The organism is Nocardioides mesophilus (assembly GCF_014395785.1).
Classification (GTDB): Bacteria; Actinomycetota; Actinomycetes; order Propionibacteriales; family Nocardioidaceae; genus Nocardioides_B; species Nocardioides_B mesophilus.
On record NZ_CP060713.1, the window covers coordinates 1,830,067 to 1,854,307 of the forward strand.

22 protein-coding genes are annotated in these 24,241 nt (G+C 71.0%); 7 read left to right on the top strand and 15 right to left on the bottom strand.

Annotated elements, in window-relative coordinates; genetic code table 11:
• Positions 1-124: 124 nt before the first annotated feature.
• On the top strand, positions 125-442 hold the full coding sequence (locus H9L09_RS08660) for a hypothetical protein (protein WP_187580221.1): 318 nt from the start codon (positions 125-127) through the stop codon (positions 440-442).
• A gap of 180 nt (positions 443-622) precedes the next feature.
• Positions 623-1,231 (top strand): DUF6198 family protein, encoded by a 609-nt coding sequence (locus tag H9L09_RS08665; RefSeq protein ID WP_187580222.1) that lies wholly within the window; start codon positions 623-625, stop codon positions 1,229-1,231.
• Positions 1,232-1,321: 90 nt separating this feature from the next.
• On the opposite strand, the gene H9L09_RS08670 is transcribed toward H9L09_RS08665, so the two are convergent.
• The gene (locus H9L09_RS08670) at positions 1,322-5,377 is read right to left on the bottom strand and encodes a putative inorganic carbon transporter subunit DabA (protein ID WP_187580223.1); all 4,056 of its coding nucleotides are present in this window, start codon (positions 5,375-5,377) and stop codon (positions 1,322-1,324) included.
• Positions 5,378-5,471: 94 nt separating this feature from the next.
• On the opposite strand from H9L09_RS08670, the gene H9L09_RS08675 reads away from it, so the two are divergent.
• Entirely contained in the window at positions 5,472-5,798 is a 327-nt protein-coding gene (locus H9L09_RS08675; protein ID WP_187580224.1) for a helix-turn-helix transcriptional regulator, read from the top strand.
• Between the two features lie 71 nt (positions 5,799-5,869).
• On the top strand, positions 5,870-6,277 hold the full coding sequence (locus tag H9L09_RS08680; RefSeq protein ID WP_187580225.1) for a VOC family protein: 408 nt from the start codon (positions 5,870-5,872) through the stop codon (positions 6,275-6,277).
• A gap of 22 nt (positions 6,278-6,299) precedes the next feature.
• Here the strand turns inward: H9L09_RS08680 and H9L09_RS08685 are convergent, their stop codons facing one another.
• Complete coding sequence (locus H9L09_RS08685) at positions 6,300-7,670, bottom strand: MFS transporter (protein ID WP_187580226.1); 1,371 nt, start codon at positions 7,668-7,670, stop codon at positions 6,300-6,302.
• Between the two features lie 140 nt (positions 7,671-7,810).
• Here H9L09_RS08685 and H9L09_RS08690 point away from each other — a divergent pair, with 140 nt between their 5' ends.
• The gene (locus H9L09_RS08690; protein ID WP_187580227.1) at positions 7,811-8,755 is read left to right on the top strand and encodes a sensor histidine kinase; all 945 of its coding nucleotides are present in this window, start codon (positions 7,811-7,813) and stop codon (positions 8,753-8,755) included.
• A 160-nt stretch (positions 8,756-8,915) separates the two neighbouring features.
• Positions 8,916-10,409, top strand: coding sequence for a hypothetical protein (locus H9L09_RS08695; RefSeq protein ID WP_187580228.1), 1,494 nt, complete (start codon positions 8,916-8,918; stop codon positions 10,407-10,409).
• Positions 10,410-10,433: 24 nt separating this feature from the next.
• On the opposite strand, the gene H9L09_RS08700 is transcribed toward H9L09_RS08695, so the two are convergent.
• The 7 genes from H9L09_RS08700 to H9L09_RS08730 form a co-directional block, all read right to left on the bottom strand.
• Complete coding sequence (locus tag H9L09_RS08700; RefSeq protein ID WP_223164269.1) at positions 10,434-11,168, bottom strand: sulfite exporter TauE/SafE family protein; 735 nt, start codon at positions 11,166-11,168, stop codon at positions 10,434-10,436.
• Between the two features lie 15 nt (positions 11,169-11,183).
• Complete coding sequence (locus tag H9L09_RS08705; RefSeq protein WP_187580229.1) at positions 11,184-12,170, bottom strand: Gfo/Idh/MocA family protein; 987 nt, start codon at positions 12,168-12,170, stop codon at positions 11,184-11,186.
• A complete protein-coding gene (locus tag H9L09_RS08710; protein ID WP_187580230.1) occupies positions 12,167-12,958 on the bottom strand; it encodes an SDR family NAD(P)-dependent oxidoreductase in 792 nt (263 codons plus the stop codon). Before H9L09_RS08710 ends, H9L09_RS08705 begins: the two co-directional genes overlap by 4 nt.
• 5 nt (positions 12,959-12,963) lie before the next feature.
• Positions 12,964-14,217 (bottom strand): sugar ABC transporter permease, encoded by a 1,254-nt coding sequence (locus H9L09_RS08715; protein ID WP_343065212.1) that lies wholly within the window; start codon positions 14,215-14,217, stop codon positions 12,964-12,966.
• 43 nt (positions 14,218-14,260) lie between these two features.
• Positions 14,261-15,040, bottom strand: a complete 780-nt coding sequence (locus H9L09_RS08720) for an ATP-binding cassette domain-containing protein (protein ID WP_187580232.1) — start codon at positions 15,038-15,040, stop codon at positions 14,261-14,263.
• Positions 15,041-15,137: 97 nt separating this feature from the next.
• Entirely contained in the window at positions 15,138-16,235 is a 1,098-nt protein-coding gene (locus H9L09_RS08725) for an ABC transporter substrate-binding protein (protein ID WP_187580233.1), read from the bottom strand.
• A gap of 127 nt (positions 16,236-16,362) precedes the next feature.
• Positions 16,363-17,211, bottom strand: coding sequence for a fumarylacetoacetate hydrolase family protein (locus tag H9L09_RS08730; RefSeq protein WP_187580234.1), 849 nt, complete (start codon positions 17,209-17,211; stop codon positions 16,363-16,365).
• 252 nt (positions 17,212-17,463) lie between these two features.
• Here H9L09_RS08730 and H9L09_RS08735 point away from each other — a divergent pair, with 252 nt between their 5' ends.
• Positions 17,464-18,147: a FadR/GntR family transcriptional regulator gene (locus H9L09_RS08735; RefSeq protein ID WP_187580235.1), complete on the top strand. Its 684-nt coding sequence runs from the start codon at positions 17,464-17,466 to the stop codon at positions 18,145-18,147.
• Positions 18,148-18,186: 39 nt separating this feature from the next.
• On the opposite strand, the gene H9L09_RS08740 is transcribed toward H9L09_RS08735, so the two are convergent.
• The 6 genes from H9L09_RS08740 to iolB all read right to left on the bottom strand — a co-directional run bounded on the left by H9L09_RS08740 (position 18,187) and on the right by iolB (position 24,240).
• Positions 18,187-19,341, bottom strand: a complete 1,155-nt coding sequence (locus H9L09_RS08740; RefSeq protein ID WP_246456370.1) for a CaiB/BaiF CoA transferase family protein — start codon at positions 19,339-19,341, stop codon at positions 18,187-18,189.
• 38 nt (positions 19,342-19,379) lie between these two features.
• Positions 19,380-20,261: a sugar phosphate isomerase/epimerase family protein gene (locus tag H9L09_RS08745; protein ID WP_187580237.1), complete on the bottom strand. Its 882-nt coding sequence runs from the start codon at positions 20,259-20,261 to the stop codon at positions 19,380-19,382.
• Positions 20,262-20,337: 76 nt separating this feature from the next.
• Entirely contained in the window at positions 20,338-20,787 is a 450-nt protein-coding gene (locus H9L09_RS21585) for a thiamine pyrophosphate-dependent enzyme (RefSeq protein WP_246456479.1), read from the bottom strand.
• Positions 20,766-22,181, bottom strand: a complete 1,416-nt coding sequence (locus tag H9L09_RS08750) for a thiamine pyrophosphate-binding protein (protein ID WP_223164270.1) — start codon at positions 22,179-22,181, stop codon at positions 20,766-20,768. Before H9L09_RS08750 ends, H9L09_RS21585 begins: the two co-directional genes overlap by 22 nt.
• Positions 22,178-23,389 (bottom strand): Gfo/Idh/MocA family protein, encoded by a 1,212-nt coding sequence (locus tag H9L09_RS08755; protein WP_187580238.1) that lies wholly within the window; start codon positions 23,387-23,389, stop codon positions 22,178-22,180. Before H9L09_RS08755 ends, H9L09_RS08750 begins: the two co-directional genes overlap by 4 nt.
• Positions 23,350-24,240, bottom strand: coding sequence for a 5-deoxy-glucuronate isomerase (gene iolB / locus H9L09_RS08760; protein ID WP_187580239.1), 891 nt, complete (start codon positions 24,238-24,240; stop codon positions 23,350-23,352). The genes H9L09_RS08755 and iolB overlap by 40 nt, the downstream gene beginning before the upstream one ends.
• Position 24,241 lies beyond the last annotated feature (1 nt).

The window sequence follows — 24,241 nt, forward strand, 5'->3', positions numbered from 1 at the left end:
CCCCCGCTGCCCGGACCGCGGCTTGTCTGTTCCTCTACGTGCCCTCCGGGGGTCTTGACCAGAAACCTACACAGCATGTAGAAGTTGTTGTGTACTTTTCCGTTCGAGCTCCCGGAGGAACCACATGCGCCTCACCGCGACCGCAGCCGCCGCCACCCTGCTCGCCGCCACGGCCGTCGTACTCCCGGCGACCGCGGCCCACGCCGCCGACAGCTTGCCCGACACCGCCTGCATGCAGGCCGGCATCGCGGCCCTGAAGGAGGCCGGGCTGTTCAGCACCGTCGCCCGCGACGGTCTGCCGATCGCCACCGCCGTCGGCGTCGGGGTGACGCCGCGGGCGGGCACCAACGTGGCCGCGTTGCCGGACCCGCTGCCGCTCTCGGTGGTGCTCGCCGACCACCGGGCCGGAGCGGGCAGCCTGTTCGACTACCCCTGGTGCTGAGCGGACGCTGAGCCCGGTGCGGTCCTGTCGAGGCCGCACCCTTGCCGCGCCGGGCTCAGCGTCTCCCCCTGGCCGAGGACCTGCCGACCACGCCCTTCCCTTCCGGTCGGCAGGTCCTTGCGCGTCCGGGCCCGGGAACCCGGTTGCCTCGCGACCTGCACCGGCGCGAGGCTGACCCTCATGACCCTGCGCCCGACCAGCCGCACGCCCGTCGCAGCGGTGGTCCAGCTGGTGCTGGGCTGCCTCGTGCTCGGCCTCGGGGTGACGCTCCTGCTCGAGGCCGCGCTGGGCTCCGACGGCTACTCGACGCTCGTCAACGGCCTGACGCTGAGCAGCGGGCAGCCGTTCTGGGTGCTGAACGCCGTCGTCGGCGTGCTGCTGATCGCGATGGCGTGGGTGCGCGGGACCGTGCCGGGGCTGGGCACGCTCGTGCAGCCGCTCCTCGTCGGCTTCTCGGTGACCGCGGCGATGGCGGCGATCCCGGACACGTCCTCCCTGGGCGCGCGGGTGGTCGAGCTCCTCCTCGCGTTCGCGCTGCTGCCGCTCGGCGTGGCGGCGTACCTCTCGAGCGACACCGGCGCCGGGCCGGCCGAGGCGGCGGCGCTGGCGTGGGACCCGCCGATGCCGTTCCGGTGGAGCTACAGCCTGGTGCAGGGCGGCGGCGCGCTGGTCGGTTGGCTGCTCGGCGCCGCGGTCGGCCCGGGCACGCTGCTGGTGATCTTCCTGCTCGGGCCCGCCGTGGACCTGCTCGGTCGCCGGGTGCCGCTGCTGCGGCTGGCCCCGCGCTGAGCGCCGGTCAGGCGTCGAAGGTCGCGAGCCCGATCAGCCAGAGCTACCACCCGAGCCGCGCCCACTCACCGGCTCACCGCGCTCACCGGCTCACCGCGGGCCGACGGCATCGGCGAACGGGTCCGCCGACGGGTCGGTCCAGGGCGACGCGAGCGGCGGGCTCCACGGCGTCGTCCGCAGGTCCGTCGTGACCAGGTGCACCCGCCGATCGGCCCCGTCGTCCGGCGACAGGCAGGCCAGGTGCAGCCACTCGCCGCAGACCAGCCGCTGGAGCACGGTCGAGCGACGGACGACCGCGAGCACGGCCTCCGGCGCGGCGGCCACCACCACGAGCTGCCGCACCGGCTCGTGCGCCCCTGGCGGCGGGACCTCCGCAGGGTCGGCGGCGAACAGCGCCTGCCACGGCAGGCCGAGGCGCAGGTCGCCGTGCGCCCCGGTGAGCACGCCGACGTCGCCGACGACGTTGTGGGTGGTCTTGTCCCCCGCCCCGAGCACGTCGGGCGCCACCGTCGAGAAGTAGTACTGCGCGTTGATCCACTGCCCGACCACGGCCGGGGCGTTCAGCAGCGACTCGAGCACCGCGCGGTCGGGGTCCTGCCGCTCGTCGTAGGAGTGCAGGAACACCCGGCCGTCGAGGTCGAGGTCCGCGGAGAGCCGCCGCGGGCCGATCAGCATGGCCGCGTTGCCGGCCAGGCCCCACTCGGGCGTGGGCTCGGACCAGTCGCTCGCCCGTCGTGCCGCCACGGTGCGCGCGTCGCCCCGTCGGCCCGGGCCGCGCCGACGCCCCCGCACCTGGTCCGGGAGCGTCCGCAGCCGCTCCTCGCAGGTCGCCGCAGCGGCGAGCCGCGCGTCCCGCTCCAGCGCCTCGAGCTGCGCGGCGTGGGTGAGCCGGGCCTGCGCGAGCGGGTCGACCGTCAGGGCGTCCGTCGTGGTCTCGTGGACCGCGGCGACGGCCACGGTGTCGGCAGGCAGCGTGATGCCCCGCGCGGCGAGACGACGCCGTACCTCGGGGTCGTTGAGCGCGTCGACCACGACCACGGCGTTCACCTCGCCGCCGTTGCCGCCGCAGGCGCCGCAGTCGTAGGCCGAGGCGTAGGCGTTGTTCTCCATCGCCGCGACGTGGCCGCAGACCACCAGCAGCGGCGCGAAGCCGTCGACGAGACCGATCGCGCGCAGCAGGCCCTCGGCGAGGTCGGCCCGCTCCTCCTGCGTCATGGCGACGTGCAGCCGGGGGGACGGCGCCGGCTGCCGGCCGAGGGCCCGCCGGGTCCAGGACCGGTCGACCGACCGCCAGCGGGAGGGCAGCACCGTGGCGGCCAGCGCAGCGGCCGCCGCCGGCAGCCCGCCTGCCTCCGCCAGCACCAGCGGCACCGCCGGCGCGCTCCCGAGCGACGTGCTCGCCCGGTGCACCCGGGACCGGAGCCGCACGGGACCGTCCTGCGCCGCGGCGGCCTCGTGCGTCGGCACCACCAGCGCCGGGCACTGGTCGAACGACCCGCCGTCGGCGTCGTGGTAGCGGACCGCGGCGCCGAAGAAGCCCGCCGCGCCGAAGGTCTCGTAGTCACCCTGCCGCTCCAGCGCCCGACGCAGCCGCTCGGAGCGTACGTCGATGCAGAGCACCAGCTGGGCGCTCGGCCGGGCCGCCGGGGCCTCCGCCTCCGGCCGGTGGCCGTCCGCCTGCCGCTGCAGCCGGGCGAGGAGGTCGTCGTGGACGCCGCGCTCGTAGGCGAGCTGCCACACGCTCGCGAGCCGCCGGCCGGCGAAGAGCGTCCGCTCGGGCTGCGGACGCTGCTGCGCCTCCAGGTCGACCGGGCGTGCCGCCACGGCTCCGGTGAACAGCACGTCGAGCGCCACCCGCAGCGCCACCAGCTCCAGCAGCGGGGTGAGCTCGCCGGTCCGTCGCACCCGCCACTGGGCGTGCGCCGCCCAGCCGGGGGCGGCGGCCAGGGTCCGGCAGACGTAGCCGACCAGGCCCTGCCGCGACACCCCGGCCCGGTCCAGCAGCACCGCCAGCGCCGCGGCGGGGTCCTCGGGCAGGTCCCGGACGAGCCGGCTGAGGCCGCGCACCCGGACCTGCCGCTCGTAGCCGGTCTGCACCGCAGCCGCCCGCCAGAGCCGCCACGGCCCGACGGCGTCATCGTGGGCGCGGGACCAGGCCCGCTGGGTCCACAACGCCGCGTGGTCGTCGACCAGTCCCGCGAGCCGGGCGGTCCCCCGGTCGTCGCCGGCGGCCTCGCAGAAGCGGAGCGTCGCCGCCCGCTTCCCGGCCGTGCCGGCAGCCGGGGAGGCACCTGGGGCGGCGGACCCGGCAGCGGCCTCCGCGGCCGACGCCTCGAGGAACTGCTCCACCGACAGGTCCACGTCGAGGGCGGTGCGGCCCGCGGTGCCGCCGGTCAGGTCGGCGACCACCACCGCGAGGTCGCCGCGGCTGATCCGGCCAGTGGCGTGCAGCCAGTGGTAGGTCCCCAGCGGCAGGTTCCCCGCAGCGCCGTGCACGCGCTCGACCACCTGCACCGCGTCGTCGAAGGGCATCGTCTCCAGGTTCGCGAGCGGGTTGGCCGCCACCATCTCCCGCAGCGGCCACTGCGGCGAGACGAGGGTCCCGGCGGTGCGCACCAGCGCGGCCACCGGCTCCGGCCCGAGCGCGCCGCCACCGGATCGCCGGTCCCCGGCAGCGCGAGCGGTCGGCCAGCCGGCACGCCCGCCGACCCGCGCGTGCCACGGTGGCAGCGCGGAGCCGCCCAGCCGGACCGCGAGGGCCGACGTCGAGGTCGGCCCCACCCGCCGTACCCCGAGCAGCAGCAGCGCGCCCGCGGTGACGATCCCGGCGACCAGCGCGACGGCGAGGACGCCGTCCCAGACCGGCACCGGTGGGAACGGGTCGGACAGCAGACTCTCCCAGCCCAGCAGGAGCCAGCCGTACGCCGCGGCGCCCAGTCCCGCCAGGACGGCGACACCGGTCCGCGGACCGGCCGGCCCCCGGTCGCGTCCGGCCGCCCGACCGGCGACCGCCGCCGCGGACACGGCCAGCAGGAACGGCAGCACGGCGGGCGCCCCGAGCAGCTCCACCTGGTGCACCGCGGCCGGGGCGGCGCCCAGCACCGCGACGAGGGCCGCGAGCGTGGCCCAGGGCAGGCCGTCGCCGCGGACCCGGGGAACCGCAGCGCCCTGTGGGGCCGGCCGCCTCCGGCTGCGGGTGACCTCGCCGCCGGCGCGGAGGAACAGCCAGGCCTTGTAGCAGCCATGACCCACGAGGTGCAGCAGCGCTGCGGCCGGCAGGCCGAGGCCGAGCTGCACCGCCATCCAGCCCATCTGGGCCGTCGTCGAGCAGGCCAACCTGCCCTTCACGTCGGTGCGCACCTGCGCGGCCAGGGTCCCCAGCGCCACCGAGGCCACCCCCGCCACGACCAGGAGCAGCAGCGCCGCCGGAGCGGCTGCCAGGACCGGCCAGGCGAGCAGCGGGAGGATGCCGGCCCCGTTGACCACGCCGGCGTGCAGCAGGGCGGAGACCGGCGAGGGCGCCTCCGCGGTCTCCGGGAGCCATCGGTGGAACGGCACCAGGGCGGAGCGCACCAGCCCGGCCGCCACCAGGCACAGCGCCACCGCGGTCGCGGCCCCCGCGCCCGACGCCGCCGAGAGGCCGTCCGCGCCCAGGGCCGCCAGCTCCGCGCGGTCCACGGTCGGCAGCGCCAGGAGCGCGACCAGGACGCCCAGCCAGAGAAGGGCGTCGCCGACGAGCAGCTGCCGGCGGGTGTGAGCAGCTGCGCGGCGGGCACCCGGCGTACCGGCGTGGCCCACCAGCGCGGCGATCGCCAGTCCGCTCGCGGTCCAGCCGAGCGCCACCACCGGCAGACTGGCACCGGTCACCATCAGGCCCAGCGCCGCGAGGGCGCCCCCGGCGAGCAGCCCGAACCGCCCCAGCCGGCGCTGGCCACGCAGGTTGGTCACGGCGTAGGTGGTGACCAGCCAGCCGAGGAGGCCGACCAGGGTCAGCAGCACCGCGCTCACCCGGTCCACGTGCAGACCCCAGGCGACGCCGCCCGCCGACACCGTCCAGGTCAGCGACCCGTCCGTCGTGAGGGCCGCGGCCACGCCCGCTGACCCGATGACCGCCGAGAGCCGGCGTGCCCACTGAAGCGTTGACATGGGCATGACAATACCTGAGATTTTTTGCCGGTAATTAGATACGTCTCTCGTGATGAGACGCTCATCCGGCTGACCCACCGGCTACGGTGGCGCCGTGACGACGTCCGACCCGGCGAAGAAGTGGACCTTCCTGAGCAACCACGGCCACGTCCTGGTCGCGCTCAGCCGGGACCCGCATGCACGGATCCGCGACCTGGCCGCCGAGGTCGGGATCACCGAGCGGGCAGCGCAGGGCATCGTGAACGACCTGGAGGTCGACGGCTACGTCACCAAGGTGCGGGTGGGGCGCCGCAACGAGTACCACCTGCACCCGCAGATGCCCTTCCGGCACCCGGCGGAGGCCACCGAGAGGGTGGGCGCCCTGCTGGAGATCTTCTCCCGGACGCCGACACCTCAGCGCTCCCGCAGCTCGGCCACCTGAGCCACGACGTCACCGTCCTCGAGACGGAAATGGTGTTGTCGTACCGCGCCCGGTGGCGTGAGGGTGGGCCTATGAGCCTGCACCTGCACAACATCACCTTCGACTGCGCCGACGCCCGGGCCCTCGCGGACTTCTGGTCCCGGCTCGTCGGCTGGAACGTCTACTACGACGACGACCCCGAGGTGCTGGTGGCGCCGCACTTCCCCCACGAGGGACCGGGGCTGCTGTTCATCCCCGTCCCGGAGGGCAAGACCGCCAAGAACCGGGTCCACCTCGACCTCTCGCCCGAGCACGGCACCCGCGACGAGACCGTGAAGGCGGCCGTGCAGGCCGGGGCGAGCGTCCTCGGCGACCACCGCAAGCCGGACGGGTCCGGCTGGGTGACCCTGGCCGACCCCGAGGGCAACGAGTTCTGCATCGAGCGCGGCGTCGCCGAGCGGGGCCTCGCCGCGCCGCGGGCCTTCCGGATCGGCTCCTGACCGCCGCGGCGCCGCAGTCGCCTCACGACCGGTCAGCAGCGACCTCGGTCGACCCGACCGGCTCGACGTCCAGCGAGCGGCCCCGGCGCTCCGGCAGCCCCCACACCGCGGTGGCGCCGACGGCGAAGAAGGCCGCGAACACGGTGAAGGTCAGCGCCGCCCCGCCGCTGCCGCGCAGCCACGGCACCGACAGCGGCGCGAGGATCGAGGCGATCCGGCCGAACCCGGCGGCCCAGCCGGCGCCGGTCGCCCGCAGCCGGGTGGGGTACACCTCCGGGGTCAGCGCGTAGAGCGCGCCCCAGGCGCCGAGGTTGAAGAACGACAGCGCCATCCCGCTGAGCAGGGCCGAGCTCTCGGTGTCCGCGACCCCGAAGAGCACCGCGGACACCGCCGAGCCGGCCAGGAAGGTCGACAGGGTGGGTCGCCGGCCCCACCGCTCGACGAGCACGGCGGCCGCGGCGTACCCCGGGAGCTGCGCGAGCGTGATCACCAGCGTGAAGCCGAAGGACCGGACCAGGTCCATGCCCGAGGCGACCAGCAGGGTGGGCAGCCAGATGAACGCCCCGTAGTAGGAGAAGTTGACCGCGAACCAGACCACCCACAGCGACACCGTCCAGCGCCGGTTGCCGGGCGCGAACAGCTCGCCCGGTCCGGCCCTCCCCGCTGCGGCGGGCGCGGGGGGCGGCCCGGTCGGGGTGGGTACGCCGGCGGCGCGCTCGAACCGGCGTACGACGGCCTCCGCCTCGTCGACCCGGCCGCGGCCCTCCAGGAAGCGCGCGGACTCGGGCAGCCCGAGCCGCACCACGACCGAGTAGACCGCTGGGGCTGCTCCGAGCGCCAGCGCCCACCGCCAGCCCGCGTCGTCGGCCGGCACCAGCAGGTAGCCGATCAGCGCGGCGAGCACCCAGCCGACCGCCCAGAACGCCTCCAGCGCCACCACCACCCGACCGCGGATCCGGGCCGGGGCGAACTCGCTGACCAGGGTGGAGGCCACCGGGAGCTCGGCCCCGAGACCGAGGCCGGTGAGGAACCGGAAGACCAGCAGCGACCCGACCGACCACGACAGCGCGGCACCGCCAGTGGCGAGGCCGTAGACCAGCAGCGTCAGCGCGAAGACCGAACGACGTCCGATCCGGTCCGCGAGCAGACCGCCGACGCCGGCGCCGATCGCCATGCCGACGAAGCCGATCGAGGCGATCCAGGACAAGGTCGTGTCGTCGAGCTTCCACTGCACCGCCAGCGCGGCCATCACGAAGCTGATCAGCCCGACGTCCATGGCGTCGAGAGCCCAGCCGACGCCGGAGCCGGCGACCAGCCGCCCGTGCTCGCGGGTGAACGGCAGCCGGTCCAGCCGGTCGGTGCGGGACAGCGGCCCGCCGGTGTGCTCACTCATCTCGCTGCGCACCGTACCCAACCCGACCCCCGACCCGATCTGCCGCTGCGGCACCCCGCGGAGGCCGGCCTGGGTTTGCCGACGACCGGGTCGGGCAACCGGAGAAGCCCAAGACGTGTCACTGTGGTGCAGGGGGCTCCATGTCGGCGGAACCGCAGTACATCCACGAGGCGCTGTTCTTCTCGTCCTCCGCCGGGCTGGTCGAGGCTGCGACACCGTTCCTGCGCGAGGGTCTGGCCGCCGGCGAGGACGCGGTGCTGGTCTGCACCGACGCCCACAACCAGGCGCTGACCGAGGCGCTCGGGGACGACCCCCGGGTGACGGTGCTGCCGCGGCCGGAGGTCTACGGCCGGGCGGTGAGCGCGGTCGCGTTCTACCGGGACTTCATGCGCAGCCGGTTGCGCGGCGGCACCGAGAGGGTCCGCCTGGTCAACGAGGTCGACTTCGGCAGCAGCTCCGCCGCCTGGGACGAGTGGCGGCGTTTCGAGGCGCTGTGCAACCACGCGCTCGCGCCGTTCCCGCTGTGGAGCCTCTGCGCCTACGACTCCGCGGCGCTCTCCGACCCGGTCCTCGTCACCGGCGAGCTGACCCATCCCTATGTCCGCACCCGCGGCGCGCAGACCGCCAACCCGGTGTACGTCGACCCGGCGGAGCTGATGCGGCTGCCGGCCACCGACCTGGAGCCCGCGCCCGACGTCGTACCGGCCCTGTCGGCCTCGGTGTCGGACCCGCACGACCTGCAGCCCCTGCACCAGCGACTCCGGGACCTGCTGCACGACGAGCGGGTGGCCGGTGAGGTCGTCGAGGACCTGGTGCTCTCGGTCCACGAGGTGGCAACCAACGGCGTCCGGCACGGCGAGACCCCGGTGGAGGTGAACGTCTGGCTCTCCACCGGCCGGGTGGTGTGCACGATCACCGACCGCGGGCGCGGCTTCGACGACCCGTTCGCCGGCTACCGGCCCGGCAGCGGGGAGATCGTCCCGGAGGGCCGCTTCGGGCTCTGGCTGGCGCGGCGGCTCTGCGACGACCTGGTGACCGCGCAGACACCGGACGGCTTCACGGTCCGGCTGGTCCGACGCCACTGAGCCGGAGGATCGGCCCGCGCATCGGGACACACGGCCCCGAGTCCTTGGCCGCGCAGCACGACGAGCGTTGGGCTTTCCGCCATGGTCGCAGCACCGGGGCACCGGTTATGTTCCGGCTCTGTGCCGCTCGGCGCAGCACATCCCTCTCGGGAAGGTCGCCATGCCTGTCACGCCCGCCACCTCGCACGTCCGGTCCCGCCGGCTCCACGGCTCGCTCGTGGCCGGTCTCGCCACCGCGGTCACGCTCTCACTGGGGCTCGTCGGCGGTGCGGCCGACGCCCGTCAGGGCACGGATGACCGGGCCGATCCCCGGGGGTCGGGCACGGCGGAAGGCACGCAACCGCTGCCGGGGTACACCGTCGACAACCCTCCGCTCGCGCCGCTGACCGTGGACGGCGCGCAGACCCGGGTGCTCCAGGGCATCCGGGACCACGCGGCGTATGACATCGAGATCCCCCCGGACTGGAACGGCGAGCTGGTGATGTGGGCACACGGCTTCCGCGGTGACGGCACGGTGCTCACCGTCGACTCCCCCGGCTACGGCTTGCGGAGGACCTTCGCCGAGCAGGGCTACGCCTGGGCCGCCTCCAGCTACGCACGCAACGCCTACGACGTGGCCACCGGGGTCACCACCACCCACGATCTGGCCCGCTACGCCGCGACAGTTCTGCCGCGGAACCCGACGCGGCTCTACGTGGCCGGCGTCTCCATGGGTGGCCACATCATCGGCAGGTCGCTGGAGCAGTACCCGCACTTCTACGACGGGGCGCTGCCGATGTGCGGGGTGCTTGGCGACCAGGAGCTCTTCGACTACTTCCTCGGCTTCAACCTCGTGGCGCAGCAGCTCGCCGGGCTGGACGCCTACCCGGTCCCCGACGACTACCAGACCGCGGTCGTGCCGGACATCAAGAAGAAGCTCGGCCTCAGCGGCGGCATCGGTACGCCGATCACCAACCCGCTCGGTGCCCAGCTGCGCGACGTGACCACGAACCTGACCGGTGGGCCGCGCCCCGGCGACGACGCCGCGTTCACGGTCTGGAAGGACTTCCTGTTCACCCTTGCCTCGCCCGACGACGGCTCGCTGCTCGCGCTGAACCCCGGACGCGTCGCTCAGAACCAGGACGTGGCCTACTCGCCGAACGTGCCCGTGGAGGTCGATGCCACGGTCGAGCGGGTGGCGCCGGCCGACCCGGAGGCGCGCAACACCCGCCGGCTGACGACGATCCCGCGCATCGAGGGTCGTCCGAAGGTGCCGACCCTGACCCTCCACGGCCTCGGGGACCTGTTCGTGCCGTTCTCGATGGAGCAGGTCTACGCCCGAGAAGTGGCCGACCGGGGCCGGTCCCACCTGCTGGTGCAGCGGGCGATCCGGGCCGCGGGCCACTGCGAGTTCACGCCCACCGAGGTGCGGACGGCATGGGACGACCTCACAGACTGGGTGGAGTCGCGGGACCGTGGCCGGCACGGAGCCGAGTCCGGCTCCCGGCGAGCTCACGGTCCGCGTCTGGTCGAGCGTCCCGCCGGGGACGACGTGCTCTCCCCCAACCTCGTGGCGTCGCCGACCTACGGCTGCGAGTTCACGGACCCGGCGGGCTACGACGCGCCGCGACAGTTCCCGACCCGCTCGCTCTACCCGCGCTGCCCGGTCGGCTGAGCAGGTCCACGCGCCCTCACAGGATCAGGTTGACGGCGCCGAGCGCGGTGAAGCCGAGCACCATCCACTCGAAGGAGGGAAGCGACAGTCGCGGCGCCACCCCGCGACCGAACCACCCCCGATGAGCACGAGGGGAGCCAGAGCGACGAGCACGTACAACGACTGCGCGTCGATCAGGCCCAGCGAGAGGGAGAGCGGCAGCTTGACGAGGTTGAGCATGAAGAAGAACCACGCACCCGTTCCGATGAATCCCAGGACGCCCACGTCTGCTTTCAGCAGGTAGATGCTCATGAACGATCCGCCCGCGTTCGCCACCATGCTCGTGAAGCCCGCCAGCGCGCCCAGAACCGGAGCATGCAGACGGGGCGTCGCAGGCTCCGCCCAGAGGGACCTCAACCGCGAGAGCAGCTGCACCGTGAGCAGGGCGGCCAGGACCCAGCCGATCGTGTGACCCAGGACGGCGTCGCTCATGCGGCCGAGGAAGTAGGTCCCGCTTACGATTCCGACCGCGACCGGAACGATCAACCGCCTCAGCACCCGCCAGTCGGCGTGCCGGCGGTAGGCACGCACCGCATAGACATCGCCGACCAGGATCAGCAGCAGCAGCGTCCCGGTGGAGCTGCGCACCGGAAGCACGGAGGCGAACAGCGCGACGCTGATCAGGGAGACCCCGTTGACGGCGGTCTTGGAGAAGCCGATGAGCCCGGCGCCGAGACCCAACAGGCACCAGGCAGCGACGCCCAGCCCCGCGACGGTCACCGTGGTAGCGGGGGCTCAGGCGCCGACGGGCACGGTCACGCCGAGCTTGCTGCTCCTTGCACAGGCCTCCGCCACCCTGGACACCAGAACCGCCTCGTGCGCGGTGCAGCCGAGGAACGTTCCCCCGTCGGCCACCGAGCGCAGGAAGGACCGTGTCTCCTCGGCGAAGGCGCCCGCGAAGCGTTCCGCGAAGGTCAGCGGCGGGTGGTGGGCGGCGAGCGACGGTTCCTCGACGGCGAGGATCGGCGTACGACGACTCAGACCAGCAGCGGCCACCATCTCCGAGCCGTAGATCTCCCACCGGACGTCCTGGCCCAGCGGATCGTGCCGGACGCCGTGCATCGTCACCGTCAGCCCGTCCTCGAGGTGGGCGATGATCGTCGCGACGTCCGAGTCGCCGTGGTCCGCGTAGGCCTGGGAGACCCGGCTGCCCCCGACCGCGTAGACGGATCGCACCTCCTGGCCGGTCAGCCACATCGCCGTCTCGATGTCATGGACGAAGAGGTCGTGGTAGATGCCCGCGCTCGCCGCGATGAACTCCTCGCGCCCGGGCGTGTGATCCATCGACGCCGAGCGCATGAGGTACAGCCGTCCGGCCGCACCGGAGTCGATGGCGGTCTTCAGGGCGGCGAAGCCGTCGTCGAAGCGGCGCTGGAACCCGACGATCACCGGCACGCCGGCCGTATCCGCCGACGCCGCGAGAGCCTCGCTCTCCTCGACCGAGGCTCCCAATGGCTTCTCGATGAGGACCGGAACGCCGGCCCGGAGAGCGAGCTCGAGGTCCGACCGGTGCCGAGCGGTGGCGCTGGTGACGAAGACGGCGTCCGGCGACTCGGAGGCGACGTCGTCCAAGGCCACGCCGAGCCCTCCGAACTCCTTGCCGAGTGCCTCTGCCCGCGACCGGTCCCGGGTGGCGAACACCAGTTCCACCCCGCTCATGTCACGCAGGGCGGCGGCCCGGATGGCCGCCATCCGGCCGCTGCCGAGGATGAGCGCCTTCACACCGGTTCCGATCCTGCGTCCATCGGGATGTTCCTGAACTCGTAGCCGGAGGTGAGCCCACCGTCCACGATCACGTCCACGCCGCTGACACCCTTCGCCTGGTCACTCAGCAGAAACGCCACCACGTTGGCGACGTCCTCGGGGCTGGTGATGGCCCCCAGCGGCTGCCGGGCGACCCGGGTGGCGAGCAGTGCTTCCGGGTCAGGACTGCTGTTCAGGTGCTTGTAGAACATCTCCGTCGTCATCGGCCCGGGGCTGACCATGGTGCACCGGATGCCGGACCGGCCGAAGTCGAGAGCAGAGGCGCGCACGACCTGGCGCAGGGCGCCCTTCGAGGCGCAGTAGGCGACCAGGCCCTCTTCGCCGTACGTCGCGTCCACGCTCCCCACGAAGACCATCGGACCCCCGCCGCGACGTGTCATCTCCGGCTGCAGGTGCTTGATCGCCAGGCCCGGTCCGATCACGTTCACGTCGAACGCGCGCCTCCACTCCGCGGCGGAGATCTCCGCCGCGCTTCCCTGCACGAGCGTCGCGGCGACCGAGGCCAGCCCGATGGATCGTCCGGGAAGCTCGTCCAGCGTCGCCTTGACGGCATCCCAGGTGGTGGCCGAGTCCACGCTTCCCGACACCGATCGGAAGGTGTCCCGACCATCCAGCTCCTCAGGCGTGGGCACCACGTCGACCCCGACGACGACGCACCCGTCGTCCAGCAAGACGTTCGCGAGGTGCTTGCCCAGACCCGACGACGCCCCGGTCAGGACGACGACCTCCGGCAGATGGATCCTCATGCCCGTCACTCCCTGACCTGTGAGCGGCTGCTGCGTGCCGCGATCGCATCGACGACCACCGCCAGGAGCAGCACCATGCTGGTGATGATGAACTTTGCCGCAGACGGCAGGGCGAGGAGATCCATGCCGTTCGAGATGGAACCGATGATCAACACCCCGACAAGCGCCGAGTAGACCGACCCGCGTCCTCCGAACAGACTGGTGCCTCCGATGACTGCGGCGGCGATCGCGTTGATGAGGGTGTCCCCGGCCCCTGACTGGGTCGTGGCGGCGATCAGGCGCGATGCCGCCAGGACCCCACCGAAGGCGGCCAGGCCGGAACCGATGGCGAACGCCGCGATCCGGATCCGCTGCACCGGGATACCAGCGCGTCGGGCGGCCTCGGCGTTCCCGCCGATGGCCAGCAAGCGGCTCCCGTAGCGGGTCTGGCGGATGACGTAGTCCATCGCCACCACGATCGCCAGGAAGATGAACACCGCCAGGGGGAGTCCCCGGTCACGGTTGAACACCACGATCGCGCCACAGAGCACCAGGGCGATCCCGACGATCTTCAGGATCTGCGTGCGCAGCTCGCTGTGCTCGAGACCAGCGGCCTTGAGCCGGGCACGCTCCTTCAGGTTGAAGTAGGCGACGGCCAAGATGATGGCCGCTGCGATGCCCCACCCGGCTACCGGCGACAAGAAGGTGGAAGTGAGCTTGGCGACGTCACCGGCGTAGTCGAAGTTGATGGCCGTACGGTCACCGAAGAGCGCCAGCGTCCACCCTTGGAGACCGATCAAGCCGGCCAGGGTGATAACGAACGCAGGCACCCGGAAGTAGGTGACCACCGATCCTTGGAAGATGCCGATGGCGATGCCGACCAACACTGCCACCGCGACCGAGAGCCAGGCGTTCCAGCCGAGCTGGACGTTCAGCACGCCGAGCACGGCTCCGCAGAAGCCACTGATCGCAGCGACCGACAGGTCGATCTCGCCGAGCAGCAGGATCACCACCACGCCGACGGCGATCACGCCGACCGAGGCGACCTGCAGCGAGAGGTTGGTGATGTTCCACGGTGTCAAGAAGTTGCTGTTGGCGGTCTGGAACCCGACGCAGACCACGACGAGGCCGAGGATGACGGGGGCGAGGTTGATCCCGCTCGGCCGGCGCATGAAGAGTGCCCGGACCCAGGATCCACGAACCGCTCGGGGTTGTGCTCCGTCGGCGGCTGGCGTCTCGCTGCCGCCAGGCTGACTGGTGACGGCTGGCTGCACGGTCATCGGGACGACTCCTGCCTGGTTGTAGGTGGCTTGGTGCAGAGGCTCATCGGACAGCTCCCCACTCGGCTCCGGTGATGGCGGCGACGACCTCCTGCTGGGACGAGCTACGCACGTCGAAGCGGCCGGCCACCTGTCCCAGCCTCAGGACGGTGACGACGTCGGAGACGGCGAAGACGTCCGCCAGGTTGTGACTCACGATGACCACCGCCAGCCCCTGCTCCCGAAGTCGCCGCACGAGGTTCAGCACCTCGTGGGTCTGGGCGACCGAGAGGGCGGCTGTGGGTTCGTCCAGCAGCATGACCTCGGGCTTGCCGAGGAGGGCCCGGGCGATGGCCACAGACTGACGCTGGCCTCCCGAGAGACCCTCCACCGGTGTCCGGACCTTCTGCAGGTTCACCGAGAGTGAGCGCAGGAGGGCCAGCGTCTCCTGCTCCATCGCGGTCCGGTCGACCCGGCGGAAGAGAGAGCCCAGGAGGCCCGCGTGCATCGACTCAGCACCCAGGAAGACGTTGTCGGACACGCTCAGGTTGCCGCAGACGGCCAGGTCCTGGTAGACGACCGAGATCCCGCGGCGTGCTGCGTCTCGGGGGCCGGAGAAGTTGACCGGCTCCCCCTTCCACAGGATCTGTCCGCCGTCGTGGGCCTGTACTCCGGTGATCGTCTTGATCAGCGTCGACTTGCCCGCGCCGTTGTCACCGACGAGAGCGTGCACCTCCCCGGGCCGGAGCTGCAGCGACACACCACGTAGAGCGTTGACCGGACCGTAGGACTTGCGGATGTCGACCAGCTCCAGCACCGCCTGGTCCGACTGCAGGGCATTCATGACAGTTGTTTCTTCCTTGGATGAGGCGGTGGTGCGGGCACCGACGTCGCGGTGCCCGCACCTCCGAGCTGCTGAGGGAAGGGCCGGACGGTGGCGACTACTCGATCCCTGCCTCGGCGCAGGCCTTCGCGTAGGGGCCGGCGCACAGGTCGGCGACCTTGATGAAGCCACTCTTGATGACCGTGTCCGCGATGTTCTCCTTGGTCACGGTCTGGGGCGGCAGGAGCGTGGCAGGGATGTCCGTGCCGGAGCCGTTGTCGACCGACTGCTCTCCTGCCGGCTTCTCGTCGCGGGCCAGCTGCAGGGCGACCTTGGCGGCCGTGCTGGCCAGGGCGAACGTGTCCTTCCAGACGGTCATGTACTGCTCGCCCACCAGGATCCTCTGGATCGCCGAGGTGTCACCGTCCTGGCCGGTGACGGGCACCTGCGACAGGTCGACGCCGGCGCCCTTGAGGGAGGCCACGACACCTGCGGCCATGGAGTCGTTCATGCTGTAGACGCCGCCGATGTTCCCCTTGCCGATCTTGGTGATCGCCTGGTCCATCTCGCGCTGCGCGTTCGAGTCCGACCAGTCCGGCGTGTTCGTCTCGAAGCAGATGTCCAGCCCCGCCTCCTTGATCACCGGCTCAGAACCCGACCAGAACACGGACGCGTTGTTGTCCTTGGCGTCGCCCTTGATGACCACCAGGCACTTGTCCGTCGTGCCGAGCGTCTTCATCTGGTCCACCAGCGACGTTGCGATCTGCTCGCCCACGAGCTTGTTGTCGAACGAGACGTAGTAGTCCAGCGGGACGTCCTGGATCAGCGCGTCATAGGAGATGACGGGGATCCCCTTCTGACGGGCGCTGTTGACCACGCCGGCGAGTGCCTGACCGTCCACCGGGTCGACGACCATCGCGTCCACTCCCTGACCGATGGCAGCATCCATCTGGCGCTGCTCGTTCCCTGCGTCGCCCTCGGCGTTCTGGAGGATCACGCCGCAGTCCGGGCACTCCCCCATGACTGCCTTCTCGAACTCGGGCGCGTCGATGGTTTTGAACCGCACGGCCTTGGTGTGCGGCAGGAACTGTGCGACCGTCGTCTTGTCATCGCCACCCGAGCCCGAGCCCGAGCCGCCGTCGGCGGCGGTGGTGCTGGATGAACAGGCGCTGAGCGCCATGATGAGGACACCGATCCCCACTGCGGGGACTCGCATCAGATGACGCTCTGACAAACGATTCACGGTAGTGCTCCTTCGTGCGTGGGCGCGAGCGCGCCCGCCGATACATCATGAAAAAGCAGGTCCCGGTGGCGGTGCGTCCACCGAGCGTTCTATCCCGAGTTCATTGCCGCTGTTGCGGGTTTCTCTGTGCAGATCCAGCGATGGGGTTGCGCATCGCTCCGATGGACTCGATCCGGCTCTCGAGCACGTCCCCCTCGACGAGGAGGCGAACCGGGGAGCGGACGAACCCGACACCCTCGGGCGTGCCCGTGGCGATGACGTCGCCCGGCTCCAGCGTCGTGGTCTTGCTGACGTAGGCGAGGATGGCGGCGGGCGAGAAGATCATCGACGACGTGCGCGACGACTGCATGACCTCACCGTTGACCAATGTCTCCAACGCGAGGTCAGGAGTCCCCTCCCACTCGTCGGCAGTCACCAGCACCGGTCCCAGCGGGGCCGAGAAGTCAGCGTTCTTCCCGAGCGTCCACTGGGCGGTCTCGAACTGGCGCTTCCTGGCCGAGACGTCGTTGAAGCCGCTGTACCCCAAGATGGCTGCTGCCGCCTCTGACTCGCTTGCGTCGGTGAGGCGACGTCCGACGACGACCGCCAGCTCCACCTCCCAGTCGAGACCGTCCTCGTGGTCGGGCACCGGGATGGTTGCCCCGTCCACGACCAGCGTGGACGCCCAGCGTCCGAACACCGTCGGGTAGTCCGGCAGCGCCATCGAGGCCTCGCTCGCATGGCTCAGGTAGTTGAGGCCCACACACAGCACCTTGGCCGTGGCGGGAACGAACGGGACCTGCTGGAGGTCGGACAGCGCGAGGAAGCCGGCGGTGCCGGCCTTCGCCTTGTCGAGCCAGCCGTCGACATCCGCGTAGAACTCGTCGACCGTGGCCAGGGGCCGGACCGCTCCGTCCTCGACCACGCCGATCGAGTGGTCACCGTCGGACTGGATTCCGATGAGCTTCATGGCCGCCTCCTGCATCCCCAGCCACGGTGCTGACCATGGCCACTCGTGGTGGTGTCCCGCATATTCGTCATAATCATTAGGCGAGACTAAACCAGCCCGTCGCACCCCCGTCAAGAGGTCGTTACCGTGCTGGAACATGTCGGGGCGAACAGCGGCCGTGCGCCGCCTCACGGCTTGGTGCGGCAGGTCACTGCAGGAGGGAGTTGCTGCCCGCGTTCAGCAACAGTCGCTCATAAGGAATATGCTGGATTCGTGATCACTGCCGTCAAGTCCTCGTCAAACAGTCGTTCGCGAGATGCCGCTGACCACCTCGAGGAGCAGCTTCGCGATGTGGCACCCAACGAGCGGATCGGCACGAAGACCGAGCTGCAGAAGAAGCTTGGGGTCGCTGCAGGCACCTTGAACGAAGCTCTGCGCCTCCTGCAGGAGCGCGGCCTGATCGAGGTGAAGCCGGGTCCGCGCGGAGGGGTCTTCACCACCACGCCTGACCCGGTGGTGCGGCTCGGACAAACCTTCCTCTCGGTCCGCGGGCGGCCCGAGTCGGTCGACCACGCCGTCGCGGTCCGCAACGCGCTCGAGCCCCTCACGGTCATGGAGGCTCTTCATCACCGCAAGGCCGCGTCCGTGCGCGCGTTGCGGTCGCGAATCGAGAAGATCGCGGAGTCGATCGCCGACGACGAGCAGTTCCTCCGACAGATCTGGTACCTCCACGAGGAGATCGCGGAGATGGGCTCCAACCAGATCCTCACCAGCATGTATCTGGGGATCTTGAAGCTGGTCGAGGACGCGACCCTCGGCGTGGTGCCCCAGTCCAAGAGCATCGCCTACAAGCGCGAGCGCCTGCGGGTGCACGAGATGCTGGTGGACGCGATCGACCGCAAGGACGTCGAAGCCGCTGAGCGCGCGCTCGAGGCGCACACCCTCGCGACTTCCTGAGTGCCGGGCGGGGACCGGCAGGTCCCACCGGCTCCGTCGTCACGGGGCCGGCTCGGCCCCCAGGCGACGCACATCCTCCCTGTCCCCGTCCAGTACCGGTGGCGCCCGGTGCGACGTTCTCGTGCGCTCCTGGCCGGTCAGGTCGAAGAACCTCAACGGCGGCCCCGGCAGCTGCAGGGAGCCCAGCGTCTCGTGGACCACGTCGACGACCAGCCCCTGGCTCCGGGTCTGCTCCCACTCGTAGACGTCGTCGAGACTGCGCAGCCTGCCCGCCGGAACACCCAGCTCACGCAATCGGCTGAGCAGCTCCTCCGCGGTCCAGTCGGTGAACGCCTTCTCGACCAGCGTGACCACCTCCGCGCGGGCGCCGACCCGCTCGGCATTGGTCGCCATGCCCGGTTGCGATGGGTCGAGGCCGAAGCCGGCGCAGAACGTCTGCCAGAGACTCTCGCTGCCGACGGCGATCTGGACCGCTCCGTCAGCGCAACGGAACAGTCCGTACGGCGAGATCGACGAGTGGTGGTTCCCGGTCGCCTGTCCCACCTCACCACCGACCGTCCAGCGCGTTCCCTGGAACGCGTGCACGCCCACGGCCGCGGCCAGCAGAGAGGTGCGAACCACCTGTCCGCGGCCGGTCGACTGGCACTCCCGGAGCGCTGCGAGGACTCCGAAGGCTCCGTACATGCCGGCGAGCAGGTCGCAGATCGGCGTCCCGAACCGCTGCGGGTCGCCGGGTGCGGACCCGGTCAACGACATCAGTCCGGCCTCGCCCTGTGCGATCTGGTCATACCCCGGCCGCCCGGCTTCGGGCCCGTCGTGCCCGAACCCGGAGATGGACAGCTGCACGAGCCGCGGGTTCACCCCCGCGAGCACCTCGGCGCCCAGACCCAGCCGCTCCATGACCCCGGTCCGGAAGTTCTCCACCAGCACGTCGGCTCGTCGTACCAGGCCCAGCAGCACCTCTCGGTCTGCGTCGTCCTTGAGGTCGAGGCAGACGGACTCCTTGTTCCGGTTGGCCGAGAGGAAGTACGTCGATTCACGCTCCCCGTCGCTGCCGACGAAGGGCGGCCCCCACCCGCGCGAGTCGTCCCCGGTGCGCGGCGCCTCGACCTTGATCACCCGGGCGCCGAGATCACCCAGCATCATGGTGGCGTGCGGTCCGGACAGGGCACGCGACAGATCGATGACAAGCACGCCATCCAGAGGCCCTGCCTCGGCGCACGGGTCCGCCGTCACGCGGGCGGCGGTTCGTCGGCGAGGGCGAACTGGACCTGCGCGGCGGCGACGGCGTCGTGCACCGCCTGCTCCATCGGCTTGGCCCGGTGGGCCCGGGAGATGATCTCCAGGCCCCACGGTCCGTCGTAGCCCGTCGCCCTGACCGCGCGGATGAAGCCCACGACATCGAGCACGCCCTCCCCGGGCAGCATCCTCTCGTTGATGGTGTCCTCGAGCAGCGTGCCCACGACGGTCTCGGCCGCGTCGTCGAGCTCGGTCGAGACGATGGCTTCCACCGGGATGTCGACCACCGTGTCCATGGGGAGTCCCAGTCTCCCCAGGTGCCAGACGTCCAGGACCATGCCACCCGAGGGATGCCCCGAGGTCTCGAGCAGCCGCAGCGCGTCCGCTGGTGTGCGGATGTTGGCGAAGGCGATCGGTTCGATTCCGACGCGGACCCCGACGTCCGCGGCCTGCTCGGACAGTCGTCGGAACTCCGCGGCCATGGTCTCGAACGGCCAGGGGCTGCCGGAGAAGTCGCCGCCCGCCTTGAGGTGACGGACGGGCAGCTGCCGGGCCGCCTCGAGGAGATCGCGCCGCAACCGGTCCGACGACTCTCGTGCTGCACCGTCGGAGAACCAGTCGACCAGCATCTCGAGCTCCAGGTACTCGATCGGCGAGTCCGCGATCAGCTGTCCGAACTCCGCGTAGCCCATCGAGTCGCGGACGGTCACCAGGTCCGCGTGCAACAGCCCGAACCCGGTGAAGCCGGCCTCGCCGGCCACGCGCACCCGCTCCTCGATCCTCTCCGCGCTGCGTTCGTCAGCACTCAGCGGGGCCACGGCCCCCGCCGTGAGCCAGCAGGTCGCGATCAGCTCTGGTCCGCTCTTCTTGGTCATGGTGTCCTTGTCCTGTCGGTCGTCTGCAGGGGTGCCGCTCCACCGCAACCCGCGCGGCCTGGTGGGGAGGTCGCCCTCATGTGCCGCGTCGTTGCTCGGCGAGCGCGGCATCCGATTCGGTCCTGGCGAGAACCACCGCAGGGACCTCACTCACCTCGGGGATGCCGACCTGCCAGTAGGAACCTCCCGGCGTCCAGTCCGCCTCTGCGACGTCGACGACGATGACGCTCGTGCGATCGTGCTCCCGGGCAACAGCCAGTGCCTCCCGAAGGCCGGCGAGGTCTCGGACGCGGGTCGAACGAGCGCCCAGCGACGCCGCGTGCGCAGCGAAGTCGACTCGCTCGCCGGCGCCGCTTCCCCGCGAGTCGCGCAGCATGTTGTTGTAGGAACGTCCGCCCTTGCCGCGCTGGAGGCGCTCGATCACTGCGAAACCCGCGTTGTCGCAGACGACGAGCACGAACTTCTTGCCGGAGAGCACGGAAGCGTAGATGTCGCTGTTCAGCATCAGGTATGAACCGTCTCCCACCAAGGCGAAGACCTCGCCTTGGTCTCGTGCGAAGGCCGCCCCCAGGCGCCGGAGATCTCATACCCCATGCAGGAGAAGCCGTACTCGCAGTCGAACGTCGCGATGCCCTTGCTGAGCCAGTTGATGTTCAGCTCACCGGGCAGGCCACCGGCGGCAGTCAGCACGTAGTCCTCGTCGGTCGCCTCCGCGTGCACGGCCCCCACCACCTGCGCATAGCTCAGCACCGGTGAGTCCGTGTCGCGCGTCCGCTCCGCCACCAGCCGGCCGAGGTCACCCCGGGCCGAGGAGGCCTGCTCGTTCCAGCCCGGCGGGCAGGCCCAGCCGGAGAGGAGCTCGGTCAGCTCGCCGAGGCACTCACGGGCATCCCCGACCACGGGAGCAGAGTAGTGCTTGCCCGCGTCGAAACGGGCGGCGTTCACCGCGACGATGCGCGCCTGCGGCGCGAACAGCGTCCACGAGCCGGTGGTGAAGTCCTGGAGACGCGTGCCGACCGCTATGACGAGGTCCGCGTCCTTCACCAGCGCGTTGGTCGGATCTGCACCGGTCACCCCCAGCGGCCCCACGTAGTGCGGGTGGGAGCCCAGCACCGACGACTTCCCGGCCACCGTCTCGACCACAGGGATCCGGTGCGTCCGCACGAAGGCGTCCAGCTCCTTCTCCGCGAGCGAGTAGTGGACTCCTCCGCCGGCGATCAGGACCGGGCGCTGAGCGGCACGGATCAAGGTCGCCGCGGTGGTCAGCTCCTCACCGTCCGGCCTGGGGCGGGGCCAGTGGTGCATCCGTGGCTCGAAGAACGCCTCGGGAAAGTCGTAGGCCTCGGCGGCCACGTCCTGGGGCAGCCCGACGAAGGCGGGGCCACAGTCACCCGGGTCCATCATGGTCCGGATCGCGCCGGGGATCGAGGCGAGGATCTGCGCGGGGTGGGTGATGCGGTCCCAGAAGCGGACGACGGGTCGGAAGGCGTCGTTGACGGTGACCGAGGGCACACCGAAGTGCTCGACCTGCTGAAGCACCGGGTCGGGCAGCCTCGAGTTGAAGGTGTCACCCGCAAGGAAGAGGACCGGCAGTCGGTTCGCCATCGCCACGCCGGCTGCGGTCACCATGTTCGTCGCACCTGGACCGATCGACGAGGTGCACACCATGATCTGGCGTCGCCTCGTCGCCTTCGCGAAGGCGGCCGCGGCCAATCCCATGCCCTCCTCGCTCTGTCCGCGCCAGACAGGCATGTGGTCGCGGTGCGACTCCAGGGACTGTCCCAGACTCGTGACGTTTCCGTGCCCGAAGATCGCGAAGGTTCCGGGGAACAAGGGGACCTCAGCACCGTCGACGACGGTGCGCTGGGCGACCAGGAAGCGCACGAGCGCATCGGCTGTCGTCGTCCGGACGGTGCTCACTGTCGGCCCCTCAGGTCGGAAACCTCTTCCCAGGACCGGGAGTGCCAGGAGTCGATCAGTGCCTGCTGGACGCTCACCACCGAGACGGCCTGGTCGAATCCCGGCGAGAAGTCCGAGCCGGTGGCGAGGGATTCCAGGAAGCAGAAGTCCTGGATCGCCACCAGGTCCTCGAACCCGATGCTGTTCGCCTTTCCGGGCACGAACGCACCGTGGAACGGGAATCGCTCGCCGCCGAAGATCGTGGTGTATCCCGAGTTGGTCTGGTCGGTTCCCGAGTAGAAGAGCAGCTCGTTGATCCGTTCGTGGTTCCAGCTGAGCGAACCACGCGTGCCGTACACCTCGAAGGCGTTGCGGCTCTCGGGGCCGACGATGGTGCGACTGGCCTCGAAGGTGCCCGTCGCCCCGTTCTCGAAGGTGCACAGCATGGAGGCGAAGTCCTCGTTCTCCACCTCGCCGACCGGATCCTCTGGTGAGCCGGTTCCGTAGTGGCTCGAGGCGCCACTCTGCAGGGGCCGGTGGGTGATGTTGGTGTTGGCCATCCCCACGACCTCCGCGATGTCGCCGACCAGGAACTGTGCCATCGCCACGGAGTGGCTCAGGATGTCGCTGGAGACTCCAAAGCCGGCCTGATCCAGGAGGAACCGCCAGGTGAGCAGACCGAGCGGATCGCTGCCGTACATCGACAGGAAGCTTCCCCGGTAGTGGACGATCTCTCCGAGCTCCCCGCTGAGAATCAGGTTCCGGGCGTGCAGCACCAGCGGAGACCACAGGTAGCAGTAGCCGACCCCGGTCCGGACCCCGGCCTCGGTGGCCAGCCGCCACGCGCTCAAGGCGTGATCCGGCGTTCCGCCGATCGGCTTCTCGCTGAACACTGCCTTGCCGGCCGCACAGGCGGCCTCGATCATCGGCAGGTGCAGCATGTTGGGAGCGGTCACGAAGACCACGTCCACGTCGTCGGCAGTGACGGCCGACCGCCAGTCGTCGGTCACCCGGCGGAACCCGTAGTCCTCCGAGGCTGCGGCCCGCCTGCCCGGGTCGGGGTCGGCGCACACGACCAGCTGCGGATCGAACGACCGCTCGGGAAAGTGCGTCGGGATCCGGCGGGCCGACCTGCTGTGCGCCTGTCCCATCCATCCCAGGCCCAGGACGGCGATGCCCAGTGGCGGCTTCACCGGCTCACCCGTCCGCTCGCCGAGGTCACCGGACAACGCGGATCCTGCTCCGCGGAGTCCCAGGAAGCGCGGATCCAGGCGTGTGTCGGGTCGTCGCAGAATCCCATGGTGCGCTCGTTCCCGGGTCCGGCCAGCACGTTGAGGAAGTACAGCGGGTACTGCGGCGGGGCGGTGGAAGGTCCGTGGTAGCCCTCGGGAACCAGGTAGACGTCCTGGTCGAGGACCGTCACGGTCTCGTCGACCACACCGTCGACGGTGTAGACACGGAACTGGGCCTGCCCCCGCGCATCGCCGTGCGGTGAGTCCAGGCACCCGGTCCGGAAGTAGTAGATCTCCTCGTTCCGCACGGGGCACCCCGCGATGCCGTCGTGGCGGTGCGGTGGCCAGGAGGAGAAGTTGCCGGCCGGAGTGATCACCTCGCAGACGTTGATGCGGTCCGCACCGGCGAACGAGGTCGGGGTGGCGATGTTGGTGACCTGACGGGTCGCGGCACCGGCGCCGCGGACCTCGACCGGCACGCTGGCCGCCGCGGTCACGGCCAGGTCGTGCCTCACCGTCGCCTTCGCCGTGCACAGCGCGATCTCGCCGCGTCCGGCCGAGAACTCCACGTTGCTTCCGAGCGGAAGGTAGATCCAGTCCGACACTGCGGCGAACACGCCGTCGCGACCATCGAGCGAGTAGCGCTCGCCGTCGACCCGCACCTCGACGTCTCGTGCGGACAGCGGAAGCAGCACTCCTTCCGTCGACGCCATCGTCCGGGTGAACGTCCTCGACTCACCGAAGTCGAGCACTTCGAGACCCGAGTACTCCCACCCGGCGGCCTCAGGCGTCACGGAGGCGACGATGCCGTCCTGGCCGACGTCCCCAGCTCTTCGCAACCACGACATG